The organism is Chitinophaga sp., assembly GCF_039596135.1.
Lineage (GTDB): Bacteria > Bacteroidota > Bacteroidia > Chitinophagales > Chitinophagaceae > Chitinophaga.
Genome location: NZ_JBCNKH010000030.1, coordinates 38,813 through 56,532 on the forward strand (window position 1 = coordinate 38,813; position 17,720 = coordinate 56,532).

The window sequence follows — 17,720 nt, forward strand, 5'->3', positions numbered from 1 at the left end:
TCAACCAAAAAAAACTCATTGCACTATGTCGCAAAACAACCAGCTCAAAACTCTCCCGCTATTCTCCCTGAATAGTGTTAACATGCGCACCTTTCACATTACGTGGCTCATGTTCTTTGTTTGCTTCTTCGGCTGGTTCGGTCTTGCACCGCTCATGCCCACCATCCGCGAAGACCTGGGTCTCTCTAAAGGCCAGATAGGCAATATTATCATTGCCTCTGTATCAGGCACCATACTGGCGCGTCTCATTATTGGTAAACTCTGTGATACCTGGGGCCCCCGCAAGACGGCCATCCGCCTCCTGATCGCAGGTTCATTGCCTGTGTTCCTCGTAGGGCTGGCCAGGGATTATACCACTTTCTTACTTTTCCGCTTAGCTATCAGCGTAATAGGCGCCTCTTTTGTGGTTACACAATATCATACTTCCATGATGTTTGCAGCCAATATCAAAGGCACTGCCAATGCGGTAACCGGTGGCTGGGGCAATCTTGGTGGTGGTGTGACCAATATGGTGATGCCGGTTATCTTTGCGACGATTGTAGGCTTTGGGTTTACAAAGTCTGAAGCATGGCGGTATGCTATGATCATTCCCGGCATTATGATGCTGATCGTGGCCTGGCTCTATTCCCGCTTTACAAAAGATACACCTGATGGGAACTTTGACGAGATAGATTACCATGCGAATAAAACAAAAACTGATTACACCATCCTTGCAGACTGGCGCATATGGGCGCTTACCATGGCCTATGCCATGTGCTTTGGTATGGAAATCACCTTTGACAATGTTGCGAGCCTGCACTTCGTAGACACCTTTCATTTGTCACAGAGCAGTGCCGGTTTCTGGGCAGGTGTATTTGGATTTATGAACCTGTTTGCCCGCGCAATGGGTGGTATCGTTTCTGACAAAGTAGGTGCACGCTTCGGTCTCAAAGGCAAGGGCCGTTTGCTGGCTATCGTATTATTACTCGAAGGCATTGGCCTGTTGCTCTTTGCACAGGCTGGCAATCTCACACTGGCCATCATCTCTATGCTCACCTTTGCCCTCTTCCTCAAGATGGCCAATGGTGCTACTTACGGTATAGTACCTTTCATCAATGAGAAAAACATTGGACTGGTCAGCGGCATCGTAGGTGCAGGTGGTAACCTAGGTGGTATGCTCTTCGGCTTCCTGTTTAAGTCTGAATCAATCTCCTATATACAGGCATTCACTTACATCGGTTACATCGTGATTGGTGTATCGCTCATCGTGATGCTCACAAGATTTATCAGTAAACCAGCGAAATCATGGCTTCATACAAAACAACCTGTTGCTATTGCGGAGTAGGATGTGGGATCGTCGTGCACCAGGACAGGCAGGGAAAAATCCAGGTAGAAGGAGATAAAGATCATCCTGTAAACAGGGGCATGCTCTGCTCCAAAGGGATGAACCTTCACTATACCGTGATGGACACCAGCGACAGGTTGCTCTACCCTGAAATGCGCTACAACCGCCACCTACCCAGGCAACGCGTATCATGGGATCAGGCGCTTGACCGCACTGCCGCAGTCTTTACACAAATCATTCAACAATATGGCCCGGATGCAGTAGCTTTCTACGCATCCGGGCAATGCCTTACAGAGGAATACTATGTAGTCAATAAACTCATCAAGGGGTTCATCGGCAGCAATAATATAGATACCAACTCCCGCCTCTGTATGAGCAGTGCTGTTGCTGCTTACAAACTGGCCCTGGGCGAAGACAGCGTACCCGGTACTTACGATGACCTTGAACTCGCTGACTGTATCTTCGTAGCCGGTGCTAACCCTGCATGGTGTCATCCCATTCTCTGGCGCCGTGTGGAAGCTGCCAAAGCTGCTAATCCTGATCTGAAAATCATTGTCAGCGATCCCCGTGTTACGCAAAGTTGTGCTACGGCAGACCTGCATTTGCAGATTCATCCCGGTACTGACATTGTATTACATCATGCCATCGGTCGTGTTTTAATAGAACAGGGGCATATCGATCCATCCTTTATACGCGATCACACAGATGGTTTTCAGCAATACCGGGAGATCGTGATGGAACGCAGCATTGCCAGTGCTGCCGAAATATGCGATATACCTGAAAGCGCTATCTACGAAGCTGCCTCCTTAATTGGCAATGCAGCTGGCTTTATGACCCTCTGGACCATGGGCCTCAATCAAAGCGTAGTAGGTGTGCGCAAGAATCTTAGCCTGATCAACCTGCACCTCATCACAGGGCAGATAGGCAAACCCGGTGCCGGACCTTTCTCCCTCACTGGTCAACCCAATGCCATGGGCGGTCGTGAAGTAGGTGGCCTGTCTAACTTACTGCCGGCACACCGTGTATTGGACAATCCTGCACATCGCAAAGAAGTACAGGAGTTCTGGGGTGGCGTGCCGCTCTCAGAAAAACCCGGCCTCACAGCCACAGAGATGTTCGCAGCGCTCAATGACGGCAAACTGAAAGCCATCTGGATCATGTGTACAAATCCATTGGTAAGCCTGCCCGATGCCCGCCTGGCAGAAGCAGCTTTAAAGAAAGCAAAGTTTGTAGTGGTACAGGAAATTTCCAATCGCCCTGAAACCCTGCAATATGCTGATGTAATCCTCCCTGCCGCTGCCTGGACGGAAAAGGAAGGAACTATGACGAATGCAGAACGTCGCATCAGTTATCTCCAAAAATTGACCACGCCCCCTGGCGAAGCACTGCCTGACGCAGAAATCATCTGCCGTTTTGCACGCAAAATGGGCTTCCATGGCTTTGACTACGAAAATGCTGCCGCTATCTATGCTGAACATTGCCGCCTCACAGCCGGCACCAACATCGATGTAAGCGGTTTAAACTATACAACCTTACAGGAAAAGCGTACAGTGCAATGGCCTTATCCACAGGGAGCAAAAGGCGATGGCACCCCCCGTCTTTTCACAGATCATACTTTCTATACCAAAACCGGCAAGGCAGTGATTCACTCCTTCCCGGACGGAAATAACTCTACTCCTCCTGATCCTGAGCTGCCCCTCATTCTCACCACAGGCCGTATCCGCGACCAGTGGCATACCATGAGTAAGACAGGAAAAGTAAGCAAACTGAAACAACACATTCCCGCCCCACTGCTGGAAATTCATCCTGACGATGCAGAAGAAAGAGACATCAAAGCAGATGACATCGTCGAGATTTACAATGCTAACGGCAATGTACGTGTGAAAGCTCAGCTTAGTACCAATATCAAGAAAGGTGTGGTCTTCCTGCCCATGCACTGGGGCAAGACGCTCAACAGTGACCTGAACAGGGCAAACAATCTCACCCATACACTGGTAGATCCTGTTTCCAAGCAACCTGACCTGAAATACAGTGCTGTACAGGTACGGCGTTTTCAAAAGCCCCCGCAGCGCATCATTATTATTGGCGCGGGCGCAGGCGCCCATGGATTTGTAAAGTCGTACCGCACACTCAACACGACAGATGAAATCACCGTGTTCAGCAAAGAGAACTTTCCGTTCTACAACAGGGTGATGCTGCCTGATTATATCAGTGGTACACAGCAATGGCAACAACTGGTAAAGATGTCAGATGAGGAAGAAGCTGATTTGAATGTCAACCTGCTCAGGGGCATCAGCATTGTGGATATTGACCGTAAGAACAAAACAGTAACAGATAGCCTGGGCAATGAGCACCAGTATGATATCCTCATTCTCGCTATGGGCTCACGGGCCGCAATGCTCAAAGGTGTACCGCCGCTACACGGCGTGTTCACCATGCGTAACAGGTTAGATGCCGATGCCTTTATCAAACATATCGATCCTGCTAAGGGCAAGGTGATGATAGCAGGTGGCGGCCTCTTAGGCATCGAACTCGCTGCATCCCTCAGGGAAATTGGGATAGAAGTAGGTGTATTACAACGTACCTCCCGCCTCATGTCTGCCCAACTCGATAAACTGGGTAGCCAGTTATTATATGAGGAGCTGACAGACCGGGGCATTGAAATATTGTACAATGATGAAATAGAGCGTTTTACCGGCATAAAAGAATTGGACGGTATCAGGTTAAAAAGTGGCAGACATGTACCCTGCCAGGCCGTAGTACTCTCCATAGGCACCACGCCAAATATAGAGCTGGCACAGGCTTCACAACTAACCTGCAACAGGGGCGTAATTGTGAATGACTACATGCAAACCAGTGATCCCGATGTATTTGCGATAGGTGAAATCGCAGAATTCAAAGGCACCCTCTATGGTATCACAGCAGCTGCAGAGCAACAAGCCGCCGTGGTAGCAAAGTTTCTGAGTGGGGATATCAGTACGTACTACCAGGGCTCCCTTTTCATGAACATCCTGAAGATGCATGGCACAGACCTTTGTTCTATGGGTACGGTAGAAACGCCGAACGATCCTGCTTATGAAGAAGTCGTGTTCATAGATAAATCCAAACGGTATTACAAAAAATGTGTTATTCACAATGACCGGCTCATTGGTGCTATATTAATAGGTGATAAGTCAGAGTTCCTGGAATTCAGGGACCTGATTGCGAATAAGATTGAATTATCAGAAAAACGCCTGGCACTGCTGCGTTCCAACAAGAAGGCGACACCGGTAATCGGTAAGCTCATTTGCAGTTGTGGCAGTGTGGGAGATGGGAATATAAAGGAGAAGATCAAAGAAGGGATGCATACGCTGGAAAGCATCTGTCAGGCTACAGGTGCAGGTTCCGGCTGTGGTAGCTGCAGGCCGGAGGTAAAGGCTATTCTTGAAAAGGTATTACAACCATGCTAAAGAAAACACAGACCATACAGATCAATTTTACGGGTGGGATTATCTCTCCCGGCCATTTGCTGTCCATATTGGAGATTGCGGAAACCGCGAAAGTATCGGAAGTGAGGTTTGGACAGCGGCAACAGTTGATCATAGAAGTATCTTCCCAAACAGCTCCATTGTTTGCTGATCATGTCAGTAAGACACCCAATATCATCAGTTCTTATCCGGCTACCGGCATTTTCATTTCGAATACCTGGCTATCTGAGGGTATTTATAAAGATGTCTTCGAAATGCTGAACTGGGAATCAAAGCTGAAGATCAATGTCTGTGATAGCCGGAATACGTTTACACCATTCTTTACAGGGCATCTGAACTGGATAGCGGGTGCACAGCCCAATTACTGGCACCTGGTATTTCGCTATCCCAAAAGCAACCAGCTCTTTGCATGGCCGGAGCAATTGTATACAAATCATATCGGTGAATTGAGCAGGCAGCTGGAAACACAGTTGCTTAACAATGAGCCGATTCAGGGTGTACCCGTGGAGAAAGAAGTGAAGCTGCCAGACTTTCACCTGCCCTACTACGAGGGCTTCAATAAGTACGATCAGTATTACTGGCTGGGCATTTACCGCCGGGATGAATATTTCCCTGTCTCATTTTTAAAAGGGCTCTGTCATATCTGTCTTGAAACGAAGACGGGACAACTCTATGCCACACCGTGGAAATCGTTGATCATCAGGAACATTGAGCAGGAACACAGGCCGCTGTGGGATTATCTTTTAGGAAAGTATGGTATCAATGTACGGCATGCAGCAAATGAGCTGAACTGGCAGATACCAGATAATAATGAAGATGCACTCGTGCTCAAGCGGCACATCATCCGGCACTTTGATAATGCAGATGTAAGAACTTATGGTCTTTGCTTTAGTGTAGGCCATCACTGTTTTGGCAGCATCGTGATCACACAGCAGGAGGCAAAGTACAAGACAGTGCTCAAAGGACAGCTTCGTTACGATATCAGCTATACGCCGGATTTTAATCCTAACTCGGGCACCTTGATCAATTACCGCTCCGGTGTAGCCAAAGAACATTTAGGTCCTTACATCACCTCTCTCTGCAAGTATTTTTACGAAAGGCATAACACCGACGATCCGCTGCCAGGCTATGTTGCAGCGCATACAGCACCTATACCACCTGTTGAAAAATATGTGCATCAGTGCCCGGCATGCCTGAGTATCTATGATGAGCAGGTGGGTGATCCTGATCAGTCAATTGCTCCCAATACACCATTTGATCAGTTACCTGACCATTATCAGTGTTCACTCTGCGAAGGACCGGTAAAGGCTTTCAACAAAGTAGCGTATTCCGCGCTGCTGGTGTAAAAGCGTAAAAAGCGCGCTCTTCCTTGCTGCCGCGGGCTCCTCCCGCTTTAACAATACATTTGCAATTTTCAGTCAAAAAACGGTGAATTCACTACAAAATCCGATCATTAAGTATTATTTTTGCGCTGCAAATCGCGTAAAAAAAATAATATGTCTCCTAAATCGGCGCCTGACATCGTATTGATCGGTGCAGGCATAATGAGTGCAACGCTAGGCGTATTGCTGAAAGAATTACAACCGGAGCTGACAATAGAAATCTTCGAACGGCTGGACGTGATCGCCGGGGAAAGCTCGGATGCCTGGAACAATGCTGGTACAGGCCACTCCGCTTTCTGTGAGCTGAACTACACACCTGAAAAGCAGGATGGATCTATCGACATCGGAAAAGCGATCAAGATTGCAGAATCATTTGAAATCTCAAAAGAGTTCTGGTCGTTCCTCGTGCAGGCTGGTTGCGTGAACTCGCCGGGCAATTTCATACAGAGCGTTCCTCACATGAGCTTTGTATGGGGAGAAGACAACGTAGAATATCTTAGAAAACGTCAACAGGCGCTTTCTGCCAATAATCTCTTCAAAGGCATGGAATTTTCCGAAGACCCCGAGGTGATCAGACAATGGATCCCCCTGGTAATGGAAGGCCGTGACCCTAACGAAAAAGTAGCAGCTACCCGCATGGAAGCTGGTACTGATATCAACTTCGGCGCCCTCACCCGCTCTCTCATCGCTTATCTGCAACAACAACCTGGTGTACATCTTCACCTCGAACACGAAGTAAGAGACCTGGACCAGGACGAAGATGGCAAATGGAGACTGAAAGTGAAAGACCTGAAAAATGGTAAAAAAAGAACATTACACGCGAAATTTGTATTCATCGGCGCCGGTGGTGGTTCACTCCCTCTGCTGGACAAATCTGATATCCCAGAAGGTAAAGGTTTCGGTGGCTTCCCTGTAAGCGGCCAGTGGCTGGTTTGTAAAAACCAGGCCATTGTAGAACAACATGCGGCTAAAGTATACGGTAAAGCTTCTGTAGGTGCACCTCCAATGTCTGTACCTCACCTCGATACCCGTATGATCGATGGTAAGAAGGCATTACTGTTTGGCCCTTATGCAGGCTTCTCTACCAAGTTCCTGAAAAACGGTTCCTGGCTGGATCTCCCACGCTCTATCAAATTCAATAATATTCGCCCGATGCTGGCGGCTGGTCTTGATAACCTTCCGCTCACCAAATACCTGATCGACCAGGTACGTCAGTCGCCGGAAGAAAGACTGGAAGCATTGCAGGCGTTCCTGCCTGAGGCAAAGATCGAAGATTGGGAACTGGAAGTGGCTGGCCAGCGTGTACAGGTCATTAAGAAAGATCCTGAGCATGGTGGTATACTGGAATTTGGTACTGAGGTGGTAAGTGCTGCAGATGGTACTATTGCTGCCCTGCTGGGAGCTTCTCCCGGGGCTAGTACAGCCGTGTCTATTATGCTGGAGCTGCTGAACAGGTGCTTTAAGAAGGAATTGGCCACAGAGGCATGGCGGGACAAGCTGCTGCAAATGATACCATCCTACGGCCAAAAACTGGCTGATGATCCTGAACTGCTGGAGCACGTGAGATCCTGGGCAAACGATGTTTTAGAATTGAAATAAATAAAAAAGCTGACCGTTTGGTCAGCTTTTTTTATGCCCTACCATACTGCTGATATCTTCTGTACAACAGGTATCCTGAATATTGCATCTACTATCGGATCACATACCAGCTGCCGCACCTTCTCAATACTGATACCCACTACAAACACTACGATCGCTACACCCAGCAAACTGCTGAACAATTCCACATCATTATGTATAACACTGTTCAGATACCCCACAAAGTCCCTTATCATAAAACAAACATCGTGCTGCTCATGTATCAGGTACGTTCCAAACACCAGCGTGGCAATTGAATTAATAAATCCACTTCTGATAGATATATTCCTGAATGTATAAAACAGGAATACCGCTGCCAGGATGATGAACGGACTATTGTAGTTATACACATTCCATGCCGTACCATATTTCCCCATTCTGAATGCTGTATAAGCCAGCGCAAAGGTCACAAGGCTGCACAGAATGTACCACAACCAGGGCACCCTGATCACCGGCACATAATAACGACAGAAATAAGCCAGTATATAAATGAAGATGAAATTACAAATCCCAAACCCTCGTTCGGAAATAAAGTTCCCCGGAATGTATTTAATATTGCAGAATACCAGCAGGATAAGCAGTATCCATATCAGCTGCCCTTTACTCATCGCTGCCAACCCCTTATTCAATATCGGAGAGATAGCATACAACACTAAGAACACCGGAACAAACCACCATCCTTTATAAATAAAAAAGAACGTGGTAATAAAAGTGACTTTATCAAAATGCGCCAGCCCTGTAACTACAAACAACAGGTACAATACCACAGAGTACACCAGTGCCTGGAAAAACAGTGCAAAGAATGATTTCACCTTAAACCTGATCTGAAAATAACCGGAGATGAAAACATAAGTGTTCACGGCCACAATCAGAAAACTATTCAGTAATAACTGGAATCCCGTAGAGGAAGTAGGTACATACCCACCTGTGCCCAGCTCTCGCAACCTTAATCCTCTTGTTACCACATGATGCAAAATGATCATAAACATGAGCACAATACGCAATAGCTCAATATTAGAGTCCCGCTGGACTTTCTCAACTTTCATTGGCAAATTATTGTTAGGAATGAATGTGAAAGACAAAAAAATAGGGGATATCGATATATCCCCTTTGTTTTAACCTTATCTTATTGTTTCTAAGAGACTCTTTTTTTCTCAACCCTCACGGCTTGTAAGGTATCCTGATAACGATACTTACATTCTTCCCCGGCTCTACGATGATCTCAAAAGTACCATCATGTAACGCAGCCAGATAAGACATCAGGTAGCACAAAGGCTGATTGAGCAATTCATTATCTGTATCCCTTACATCCAGCATACTGCTCTTGAATGGAGAAGGGAAAATATAACTTGCATAAAAATTACCCTTTATCTCAAAATAAGTGTCTTCAAAGCTAAACACCATCCTGGGTAATTGATGACTCGTTGAATGCCGGTTCATCCAGAAATAAAGATTCAACACCAGCTGACGGATCACAAATTCATCTATGTAAGCATCTATCACCTTCTTTACAGCTGGTAACTCTGTCACGGAGTACAATACTTTATTATATGGCTCATCCCGGATCAACTGGTTTAGAAATAAATGCAGGCTCGTTTGCTTCCTCTTAAACTGAAAACTTTTGTTTAGCATATATTGTACGATCCGTACGTTCTGCAACTGGAAGTCTAATTCGATCACCTGCGATTTGATGGCTTCTGTCTGGCGGGTTATTCTTCCTTCAACTGATTTCCCATCATATAACGCGATCAGCTCTACGCTGGAAAGGATACTCGCTACAATGGATTTCAATTCGTGAAAGATATCCTCAATAAGCCGGTTGTCCTCAAGAAAATTTTGTACTGACACAGAAGTTTTCATTTACAACGCTGTTTACAGGCTCCCTAAAGTTGGTCGTCGGCTTACAATAATGCCGGAGCATAAAACTAACACTTAATGCCTGTTGTTTTGTATTAACATTATTACTTATATTAGTAAAATATGGCCAAACTGATGTTTTTTCTCAAGATTGAAGCATGTCAGCCTATACATACTATACAATCCAACTGCCTTTCACTATATTCAAAAAAAAGTTAAAATGCGTTTTTATCACCTCTGATCGTATTAAACACTGTCAGGAAAATGATTTTTAAATCAAGATATACTGACCAGTTCTCCATATACCAGATGTCATGTTCTATTCGCCGGCTCAGGTGCAAATCGTCGGTAATCTCGCCCCTGTAGCCATTTACCTGTGCCCAGCCTGTAATACCCGGCTTTAAAAAATGCCTGATCATATACTTCTGAATAATCGCTGAATATTCTTCTGTATGTTTCAGCATATGCGGCCTCGGCCCTACGATCGACATATCTCCCCACAATACATTCAGGAACTGTGGCATCTCATCCAGGTTCGTCTTTCTCATAAATTTTCCCAGCCTGGTAAATCGCTTGTCGTTCCTCGTGGCCTGCTTACTGTTCGCATCATTGTTTACATACATACTCCTGAACTTCAGGCAACGGAAGGTTTTATTATTGCGACCGGTCCTGTTCTGGATAAAGAATACAGGCCCCCTGCTTTCCAGCTTCACCAGCAATGCCAGTAAAGGTATCAGCCAGCTCAGTAAAAAGATGGTTACACCCAGGCTGAACACAATGTCGAAGAACCGCTTCCGGATCCTGTTCGCAATATCATCCAGTGGCTCAGACCGCAGTGAAATGATTGGAATATTATCCAGGTAGTCAATATAGATCTGCCTGTTTACAAACATCCTGAAGTCCGGCACAAAGCGAAAACGGATAAAATGCTGCTCCGCCTCATGGGCCAATGTATACAGGTAAGGAAACTGCTCCGGTGATAAAGTGGAATAAATCTCCCTGATATTATTTGACTGCGCATAATTGATACATTCCTGCAGGTTGCCAATCACGGGGTAATAAGACAACTCATGCACATTGCTGTATTCTTCAAAATAACCCTCAAAACGGAGGTTACTCTTTCGGCCCAGCAGGTTGTCTACCAGTTGCTTGGAAAGGTCGTTATAACCCACGATCACCACTTTTCGCTCTATTTCTTTTCGCCGCAGCAAATAATGGGTCAGCATGTAAAAAAAGAGCCGGTCTGCCAGCACGATAATGAGGAAAAGCGCACAATACGTAATGATGAAAATACGGTTATAGGCTTCTTTATTTAAAAATACGAATAGCAATATCAGGAGCAGGTAGAGCAGTATGCCCTGGATCGTTTTCCTGGCTATCCTTTCATAAGACATTTGCTGACTCATGAAATAAATACCCGTAGTATACAACGCAATAACCCACGCAATATTTGAAGCAAGTAAAAAAGTGTCTCTATCCAGGTGTACTGGTACCTCTTTTTGCTGTAACCAGTAGGAAACAAAAAAGAAAAAGGCATTCAGGCAAAAGAAATCCATGATCAGGATCTGAATGCTGCATATTTTTAAATAACGGTTCAACATAAAATAAGTTTTATCCTACTACTACATGTTCTTCGAATCGACCCATAATCCTTCCGACTGACAAATAATTCTCTGCATACGACCTGCCATTTCTCGCTATCTCTCTCACATCTCCACTCACTGACCGCAGTATACCTTCATTGAGCGCCTGTTGATTTTCTGCATCCACCAGTATCCCCATGTTATGGGTGCTCACCAGCTCATGCAGGCTCGTGCCGCTATTGGCCGTAATCAAAGCCAGGCCACCCACTGCCAGAATTGTTGTGAGCTTGCTCGGCATCACCAGGTCACTGGCATTGGCCTTCTGTATCACCAGGTGCACATCGGCCATATTCAGGAAGTGATTAAACCGCTCTATCGGCTGCAACGGGAAAAAGATTACATTCTGCAATCCCATCTCCTCCGCCTGCGCTACTAACCGCTCTTTATAAGGCCCCGACCCACAGATCAGAAATTTCAGATGCCTGTCCTGTTGTAGCGTCTGTGCTGCATGAAGAATGGATTCCAGTCCCTGCTTCTCCCCGATCGCCCCTGAATACAGGACAATCTTATCTGTCGCCGCAAATCCATATTCCGTCTTCAGCAACAACCGCTCTTCGATGGGATGAAACTTGTTTACATCTACCCAGTTCGGGAAAAAGAAGATATCTTTCTTCGCCTTTTCCTGGATCTTCTTCATCATACCATCCGAGATACTACCCACCATATCTGCCTGCCTGAAAATGTACCGTTCCATTTTGAAGAGTATATTGATCAGCTTTGGCGAAGCAATCATCTTCAGATCTCTTGCTGCTTCTATCTGCATGTCCTGGATATGATAGAATACTTTCGTACCTCTCAGTTTCTTATAGATCACCGCCAGCAATCCCAGGTGGAATGGTGGTACTACCGTAATCACCACATCATACTTCTTCTTCGGCAGCAATGTCAGCAACTTAAAAAATGCAGATACAGCAAATGAAAAGTCGAGCAGGATCCGCGTCTTGCCCGTTGGCTTTGCCGGCACATATTGCGGACATCTGTGTACCGTCAGGTTGCCCTGCTGCTCTTTGGTATACCAGTTCTTCTTTCTGTCGTAAGGGGGCTGCACCTTCCACTCCGGGTAATAAGGATAACTGGTGATCACTGTACAGTCATATCCATTCTCTGCCAGCCATTTCATCATCTCACCATTGTATTTCCCTATACCCGTAGGTTCTGGTGAAAAGTTCCCGCCTATCAGTAATATTCGCTTGGACATAACTATGCTAAAATCTCTCTTTTACGTACTGAAATAGCAGGGTTCCCTGCATAAATAACCCAGGCATCCATATCCTTTGCCGCTACTGACTTTACCGTCAGCACCGCATGGGTACCACATACTATACCGGGACATACCACTGACTGCGCACCAATCCACACCCCATCTTCGATCCTGATACCTCCCAACCTGTAAGGGAAATCGCTGCGTTTGTAATCATGATTGCCTGTCAGCAACATTGCACCCTGTGATATACACACATGATTGCCGATGTATACATCATCCAGGTTATCAATCCACACACTTTCCCCAATCCAGCAGTGATCGCCTATTGCTAACTTCCACGGGTATTTGATCCTCACTTTGGTCTTGATCACAAGACCTTTGCCCACTTTGGCGCCAAAGGCGCGCAACAGCCTCCGCTTAATGCCATAGGGCCATGGCAAAGCGCTGTTAAAAACGTAATAGTTAACCAGGTACCATAATCCGATTTTCCACTTGGGTCCGGCTGCATAGTTACCTGTGTTAAACCTGGATAGATCGGTGTTCATCGGTGTATGAAGTATTTGATTTGTTTTGGAAAAAGCGGCATAAATAAACTCCGGCAATAGCGCCTATCGTATTGAGCAATACATCGTCGGCATCAGCGACTCCACTTTCGGTATAATACTGTATGATTTCAATGGTCAGGCTTAACAAACAAGCTAATACGGCTATCTTCACTACACTCCTCATTTTCAATACCTGCATCATTACAAAGGAAAATGGCAGGAACAACACGATGTTGCCAAATAGGTTGCCGAAGAAAAAGAAAGCATGAATCCACCATGTACCTCCATGCGGATTAAACAACTCCTTCACACTATCTACGATCGGGTGCAATCGCAAACGCTCTGCCTCCGACAACTTCACTCCTTTTCTCCACGGCGCCCAAAACACGATATAAAACAGCACTGCGAAATAACCGCCACTATAAAAGATCCTTTTCATTAATTAAGTACGATATTGTAATCCTCCTTCAGCACTGCAAGCATTTTCTCCTTTCCCTTATCCCCGTTCAGCTTCCGCTCAAACTCTTCCAGGTTCACATCCACCAGTAAGCGATACCAATACCCCTGCATAAAGTGAAACACAAATCCATGATACCCATCCATAAACCCAAACCGCAACACATACCTGTACAGGAAGTAAAAGGAAGCCCGCATACCGGGTGATAAAGCAGCATATACCCGCTCTTTCAGGAATCGTTTTCTCCTGGCCTGCGTGCTTTCCATTTCCAGCAATCGCTTGTCTGCATTCAGCAGGCCGTATTTGATATTCAGCAGATCCACCATTTCACGGATCGCATAGTTATTATGCTTATTCACCCACCAGTGGATCGCATTCAGGTTGTAATCCACAATGTGCTCTTTGAACTGTACCGTCTTCCCTTCAGACAGTACGATGTGTTCATCCATCCAGCGTTGCTCTATACTGCCTATCTTATTTCGCCAGATGCGCAGCAGGTTGTGTGGATAGAAACCACCATGCTTGATCCACTTGCCTTTGAACAATACTTTTCTGCGGATGTATACACCACTCACTGCTGCCGGCAGCTCTGCTACCTTTTCATTGATCTCTGCTATCAATGCCGGCTCCAGGTATTCATCACTGTCCATGCGCATCACCCACGAAGCTTTGATACCACAGTTATCCAGCCCCCATTGAAACTGCTGCGCATAATTTACCCACTTGTGCTGGAATACCGTTGCACCATAGCTTTCTGCAATCGCCACTGTATCATCTGTAGAAAATGCGTCTACGATACAAATCTCATCCGATACCTGTCGCATACTTTCCAGGCAGCGACCGATATGTTTTTCTTCGTTGTATGTAAGAATAATAACTGCCAGATCCATATTATATTACCTTTTTCGCTGTTCCTGAACTTTGATATAATGTGACATAATCCCCTGCCAGCTTGTTTTCATTGAAATCCCGGTTGATGATCTCCCTTGCTGTAGCTGTGATGCGGTTCCGTTCCAGCTTATCGTTGTAAGCCAGTGTCAGCTTCGCTCTTACTTCTTCAATATCTTCAATACCTGTGATCCATCCCAGCCTGTTTTGTTCTACATAACCAGACAATCCTACGTTGTTGCTGATCAATACAGGTGTTCCTACATACAGGGACTCTATCACCACGATCGCAAAGTTTTCATTGTGCGAAGTGAGGGCGAACAAATCTGTATTTGCCAGGAAGGGAAACTTCGTTTCTGAATTCTTCCATCCTACCCACTCTACATGATCTTCCATATTCAGTGTTGCTACGATCGATTTCAGTTCTGCCACATACGCTTCTTCACCGGAACCTGCTATCTGTAATTTGTACCTGAATGGCACTTTAGACAATGCAATGAGTAAAATATCCAGCCCCTTCTTGGGATCTACGCGGGAGAGAAAACTAATGGTAAATACCTCGTTTTCCTGGCGGGGACACTCTACTGCAGGCAGGTCTACAAGGTTAAAGATCTTTGCACCCTGCCAGCCGTTATTGATGCGCAGGCACTCATTCCACTCCATGGGTGAAGAGGTATGCAGGTAAGTATGCTTCAGCAAACTCTTACCAATTACATTGTGCAGTACCCTTTTCTTTGCCTGGTTCTTTGCCGTGAGTACATAATCGCAGAACATACCATGTGGAGAAAGCACCGGTTTAATGCCTCTCAGTCTGCACATGAGCGAAGCACCCAATACCAGGAAACTCCACCATGAATGAATATGTACCACATCATACGACTTCGCTGTTTTCCAGGTATGTTTCCACAGGGCAGGAGATACATGTGTATGATCGCCTGTAATTCTTGGGAAGTAGTACACCCTCACACCATCTACCTGCACAGGTGTCTTTATTGGTACCTCCAGTTCCTGGTGGCCGTTTGCAGTTGTTGTATACACGGTCACCTCATGCCCAAGGCGTACCAGTCTCTCTGCCAACCTGGCTATCACTACTATTGGCCCGCCGTATATAAAAGCCGGCTTGTAAGAAGGAACAATAAATAAAATTTTCATTATGATGCTTTTGCGCTGATCACCGGCATGGCTACAGCTGCTTTCTTACGTTTTTTTATCAATAAGGGTATAGCCACTCTTTTCTGAAAATGTATCTCCAACAGGTAAGCCATTAATAAAGTCAGTCCTGCAAAACAGAGCCATGTCAGCGCACCGGGGCCCATGTAGTGCTTCACCAGCCGTAGCAATGGCACATGCACTATGTAGATACCATAAGAGATCGGCGCCAGGAACGACAATGGTTCCAGCCATCTGAATTTATCAGCATTCACAAATCGCTGTGCAGCTATCCACACCACCGCAAATCCTATCGCTGCCATAAAATGCCTGATTTCAATAAAAGGATGTAACCCAATAGTACCATGACTGGCCCTGATCACGGGATAACTGGCAGCGACATATGCAGCCAGGGTAACCAGTAAGCTCCCCATGCCTTTCCAGAACGGTGCATTACGACCAGCAAGAGCAGCCTCCGCCAGCGCAGCACCCAGCCACCAGATAGGCAGGTATAATAATGTGAGACAAGCTTTGTTCGGGAAGAAACTAAACACGACCGCAGCTGCCACAGAGAGGACGGTCACTGCCAATAAATTCCTGTTGAACCGCGCAGCACCTGTAATCGCATAGAACAGGTAAAACCATACCTCATATCCCAAACTCCACAAAGGATCATTGTCCCCAAAGGTGGGATATCCAATTCCCGGTTTCTGTAACTGCGAATCCTGCAGTCCCAGCATATTGTAAACAAAACTGCGCAGGTCTGTATGTGCATCTCCATTACCTGTAGCCATATCAATACCCACACTCAATATCATCACCACGATAAAAATGGGATAGATGCGCACAAAACGTTTCCACAAAAAATCTTTCCTGTCAAACGCTGACTTCGTGCTATAGTTATAATGAATCACAAAACCGCTGAGCAGGAAAAACAAAATCACGGCCTCCTGACCGAACAATAACAAAGGTCGTATCGGTGCAGGCAACAACTCCCGCGAGTGGTGCATGACCACATACAAGGCTGCCAATCCCCTGCACACCTCTAAAGGCCACAACTTATTTTGCGTCTTCATGTAGTACCGGCTTGGGTGAAGAAATATGTCTGATGGCAGTCACTGCATTGTCCGCCATTGTATCCATGGTTAATTCTTTTCTGACATAAGCACGGGCATTCTCGCCCATTCTGCCTATCTCCTTTTCTGTAGTCAGCGCCAATGCATCTATACAATCCCGCATGCTGTCGAAGATCATTCCGTTGTGTCCGTGTTTGATGTAACTATATTCCACACATTGCAATACAGATTCGGAACGCTTGAATGTAAACACCGGTTTGCCGTAAGACATCGCTTCCACTATCGATAACCCCACCCATCCCGGCTGAAAATAGACATCCGCCATACTGAACAACTCATCCTTTATTTTCCTGTCGTACAGTGCGCCAAAGTCATGCACATGTGTATATCGGGAGAAATCCGGTTTCAGTCTGCCATCGCCAATGATCACAAAAGCAAATCCTTCGGGAGATAATCTTTCTATCAACTCTACCAACAGATCTACCCTCCTGCCCGGCTCATTGAATCGTGCACAATAGATGAGCACCCGTTGCTGTGTAATACCATATCTTTCTCTCAAAGACTGCTTATCCGGCATATCCAGTTCAAGAATCGCATCCACACCTGAGATGGTATTATTCAATGCATGACCGTTCAACTTCGGCATAAAGGTTTTCCACACATCCAGTTCTTTCTTTGTGTAGAACCACACACCATCTGACAAAGCAATCATCCAGCGCAGTAACAGGTGTGGTTTCTTTTCTTCCTTCACATATCGCTTTACAGAAATGCCGTGCCCCCACAGCACAATCTTTTGTTTGATGAAAGGCTTCAGTAATAAAATCAGCCAGGTGCTCAGGTGACCAAAGTTCAGCATCAGCACCAGCACATTGTATTTCCTGTTCAGCAATGGAAAAGGATTATACAAAACGAATGGCCCTTTCATCCATGCACGCAAAGGAATGATGCCGGTATTACCCTCTTTGAAATGATGCTTGCCAATATCGGCCTGCTTCTCATAACAATACAGGTCCATTGGCAACTGCTCCCTCAGCATGTTGAAAAACTCCTCCCTGTAGTGAGGTATATATGGTTGCAAAATGCCGATCAT

Annotated in this window: 14 protein-coding genes; 4 read left to right on the forward strand and 10 right to left on the reverse strand. The window is 45.9% G+C overall.

Features of this window, described 5'->3' with window-relative positions:
* The first annotated feature begins 25 nt into the window (after window positions 1-25).
* From ABDW16_RS17875 to ABDW16_RS17890, 4 genes are all read left to right on the forward strand, one after another.
* Entirely contained in the window at window positions 26-1,324 is a 1,299-nt protein-coding gene (locus ABDW16_RS17875) for an MFS transporter (protein WP_343671599.1), read from the forward strand.
* On the forward strand, window positions 1,285-4,773 hold the full coding sequence (locus ABDW16_RS17880) for a molybdopterin-dependent oxidoreductase (RefSeq protein WP_343671601.1): 3,489 nt from the start codon (window positions 1,285-1,287) through the stop codon (window positions 4,771-4,773). The genes ABDW16_RS17875 and ABDW16_RS17880 overlap by 40 nt, the downstream gene beginning before the upstream one ends.
* Window positions 4,767-6,137, forward strand: a complete 1,371-nt coding sequence (locus ABDW16_RS17885) for a rubredoxin (protein WP_343671602.1) — start codon at window positions 4,767-4,769, stop codon at window positions 6,135-6,137. The genes ABDW16_RS17880 and ABDW16_RS17885 overlap by 7 nt, the downstream gene beginning before the upstream one ends.
* A gap of 120 nt (window positions 6,138-6,257) precedes the next feature.
* Window positions 6,258-7,772, forward strand: a complete 1,515-nt coding sequence (locus tag ABDW16_RS17890) for a malate:quinone oxidoreductase (RefSeq protein ID WP_343671603.1) — start codon at window positions 6,258-6,260, stop codon at window positions 7,770-7,772.
* A gap of 38 nt (window positions 7,773-7,810) precedes the next feature.
* On the opposite strand, the gene ABDW16_RS17895 is transcribed toward ABDW16_RS17890, so the two are convergent.
* The 10 genes from ABDW16_RS17895 to ABDW16_RS17940 form a co-directional block, all read right to left on the reverse strand.
* Entirely contained in the window at window positions 7,811-8,857 is a 1,047-nt protein-coding gene (locus ABDW16_RS17895; RefSeq protein WP_343671605.1) for an acyltransferase family protein, read from the reverse strand.
* A 115-nt stretch (window positions 8,858-8,972) separates the two neighbouring features.
* Window positions 8,973-9,671, reverse strand: coding sequence for a hypothetical protein (locus tag ABDW16_RS17900; protein ID WP_343671606.1), 699 nt, complete (start codon window positions 9,669-9,671; stop codon window positions 8,973-8,975).
* Between the two features lie 212 nt (window positions 9,672-9,883).
* Window positions 9,884-11,269, reverse strand: a complete 1,386-nt coding sequence (locus ABDW16_RS17905) for an undecaprenyl-phosphate glucose phosphotransferase (RefSeq protein ID WP_343671607.1) — start codon at window positions 11,267-11,269, stop codon at window positions 9,884-9,886.
* 10 nt (window positions 11,270-11,279) lie between these two features.
* Complete coding sequence (locus ABDW16_RS17910) at window positions 11,280-12,509, reverse strand: WcaI family glycosyltransferase (protein WP_343671608.1); 1,230 nt, start codon at window positions 12,507-12,509, stop codon at window positions 11,280-11,282.
* Window positions 12,510-12,511: 2 nt separating this feature from the next.
* Window positions 12,512-13,060, reverse strand: a complete 549-nt coding sequence (locus ABDW16_RS17915) for a WcaF family extracellular polysaccharide biosynthesis acetyltransferase (RefSeq protein ID WP_343671609.1) — start codon at window positions 13,058-13,060, stop codon at window positions 12,512-12,514.
* Window positions 13,035-13,499: a VanZ family protein gene (locus tag ABDW16_RS17920; protein ID WP_343671610.1), complete on the reverse strand. Its 465-nt coding sequence runs from the start codon at window positions 13,497-13,499 to the stop codon at window positions 13,035-13,037. Before ABDW16_RS17920 ends, ABDW16_RS17915 begins: the two co-directional genes overlap by 26 nt.
* Window positions 13,499-14,407, reverse strand: coding sequence for a glycosyltransferase family 2 protein (locus ABDW16_RS17925; RefSeq protein WP_343671612.1), 909 nt, complete (start codon window positions 14,405-14,407; stop codon window positions 13,499-13,501). The genes ABDW16_RS17920 and ABDW16_RS17925 overlap by 1 nt, the downstream gene beginning before the upstream one ends.
* 1 nt (window position 14,408) lies before the next feature.
* A complete protein-coding gene (locus ABDW16_RS17930) occupies window positions 14,409-15,557 on the reverse strand; it encodes a glycosyltransferase (RefSeq protein WP_343671613.1) in 1,149 nt (382 codons plus the stop codon).
* Window positions 15,557-16,630: an acyltransferase gene (locus tag ABDW16_RS17935; protein WP_343671614.1), complete on the reverse strand. Its 1,074-nt coding sequence runs from the start codon at window positions 16,628-16,630 to the stop codon at window positions 15,557-15,559. The genes ABDW16_RS17930 and ABDW16_RS17935 overlap by 1 nt, the downstream gene beginning before the upstream one ends.
* Window positions 16,614-17,720, reverse strand: a complete 1,107-nt coding sequence (locus ABDW16_RS17940; protein ID WP_343671616.1) for a glycosyltransferase — start codon at window positions 17,718-17,720, stop codon at window positions 16,614-16,616. Before ABDW16_RS17940 ends, ABDW16_RS17935 begins: the two co-directional genes overlap by 17 nt.

Excerpts from the sequence above, each read along its gene's own strand:
- ABDW16_RS17900 (WP_343671606.1), bottom strand. The coding sequence starts at position 9,671 with ATGAAAACTTCTGTGTCAGTACAAAATTTTCTTGAGGACAACCGGCTT.
- ABDW16_RS17905 (WP_343671607.1), bottom strand. The coding sequence starts at position 11,269 with ATGTTGAACCGTTATTTAAAAATATGCAGCATTCAGATCCTGATCATG.
- ABDW16_RS17920 (WP_343671610.1), bottom strand. The coding sequence starts at position 13,499 with ATGAAAAGGATCTTTTATAGTGGCGGTTATTTCGCAGTGCTGTTTTAT.
- ABDW16_RS17940 (WP_343671616.1), bottom strand. The coding sequence starts at position 17,720 with ATGATCGGCATTTTGCAACCATATATACCTCACTACAGGGAGGAGTTT.
- ABDW16_RS17895 (WP_343671605.1), bottom strand. The coding sequence starts at position 8,857 with ATGAAAGTTGAGAAAGTCCAGCGGGACTCTAATATTGAGCTATTGCGT.
- ABDW16_RS17935 (WP_343671614.1), bottom strand. The coding sequence starts at position 16,630 with ATGAAGACGCAAAATAAGTTGTGGCCTTTAGAGGTGTGCAGGGGATTG.
- ABDW16_RS17930 (WP_343671613.1), bottom strand. The coding sequence starts at position 15,557 with ATGAAAATTTTATTTATTGTTCCTTCTTACAAGCCGGCTTTTATATAC.
- ABDW16_RS17880 (WP_343671601.1), top strand. The coding sequence starts at position 1,285 with ATGGCTTCATACAAAACAACCTGTTGCTATTGCGGAGTAGGATGTGGG.
- ABDW16_RS17875 (WP_343671599.1), top strand. The coding sequence starts at position 26 with ATGTCGCAAAACAACCAGCTCAAAACTCTCCCGCTATTCTCCCTGAAT.
- ABDW16_RS17915 (WP_343671609.1), bottom strand. The coding sequence starts at position 13,060 with ATGAACACCGATCTATCCAGGTTTAACACAGGTAACTATGCAGCCGGA.
- ABDW16_RS17925 (WP_343671612.1), bottom strand. The coding sequence starts at position 14,407 with ATGGATCTGGCAGTTATTATTCTTACATACAACGAAGAAAAACATATC.
- ABDW16_RS17885 (WP_343671602.1), top strand. The coding sequence starts at position 4,767 with ATGCTAAAGAAAACACAGACCATACAGATCAATTTTACGGGTGGGATT.
- ABDW16_RS17910 (WP_343671608.1), bottom strand. The coding sequence starts at position 12,509 with ATGTCCAAGCGAATATTACTGATAGGCGGGAACTTTTCACCAGAACCT.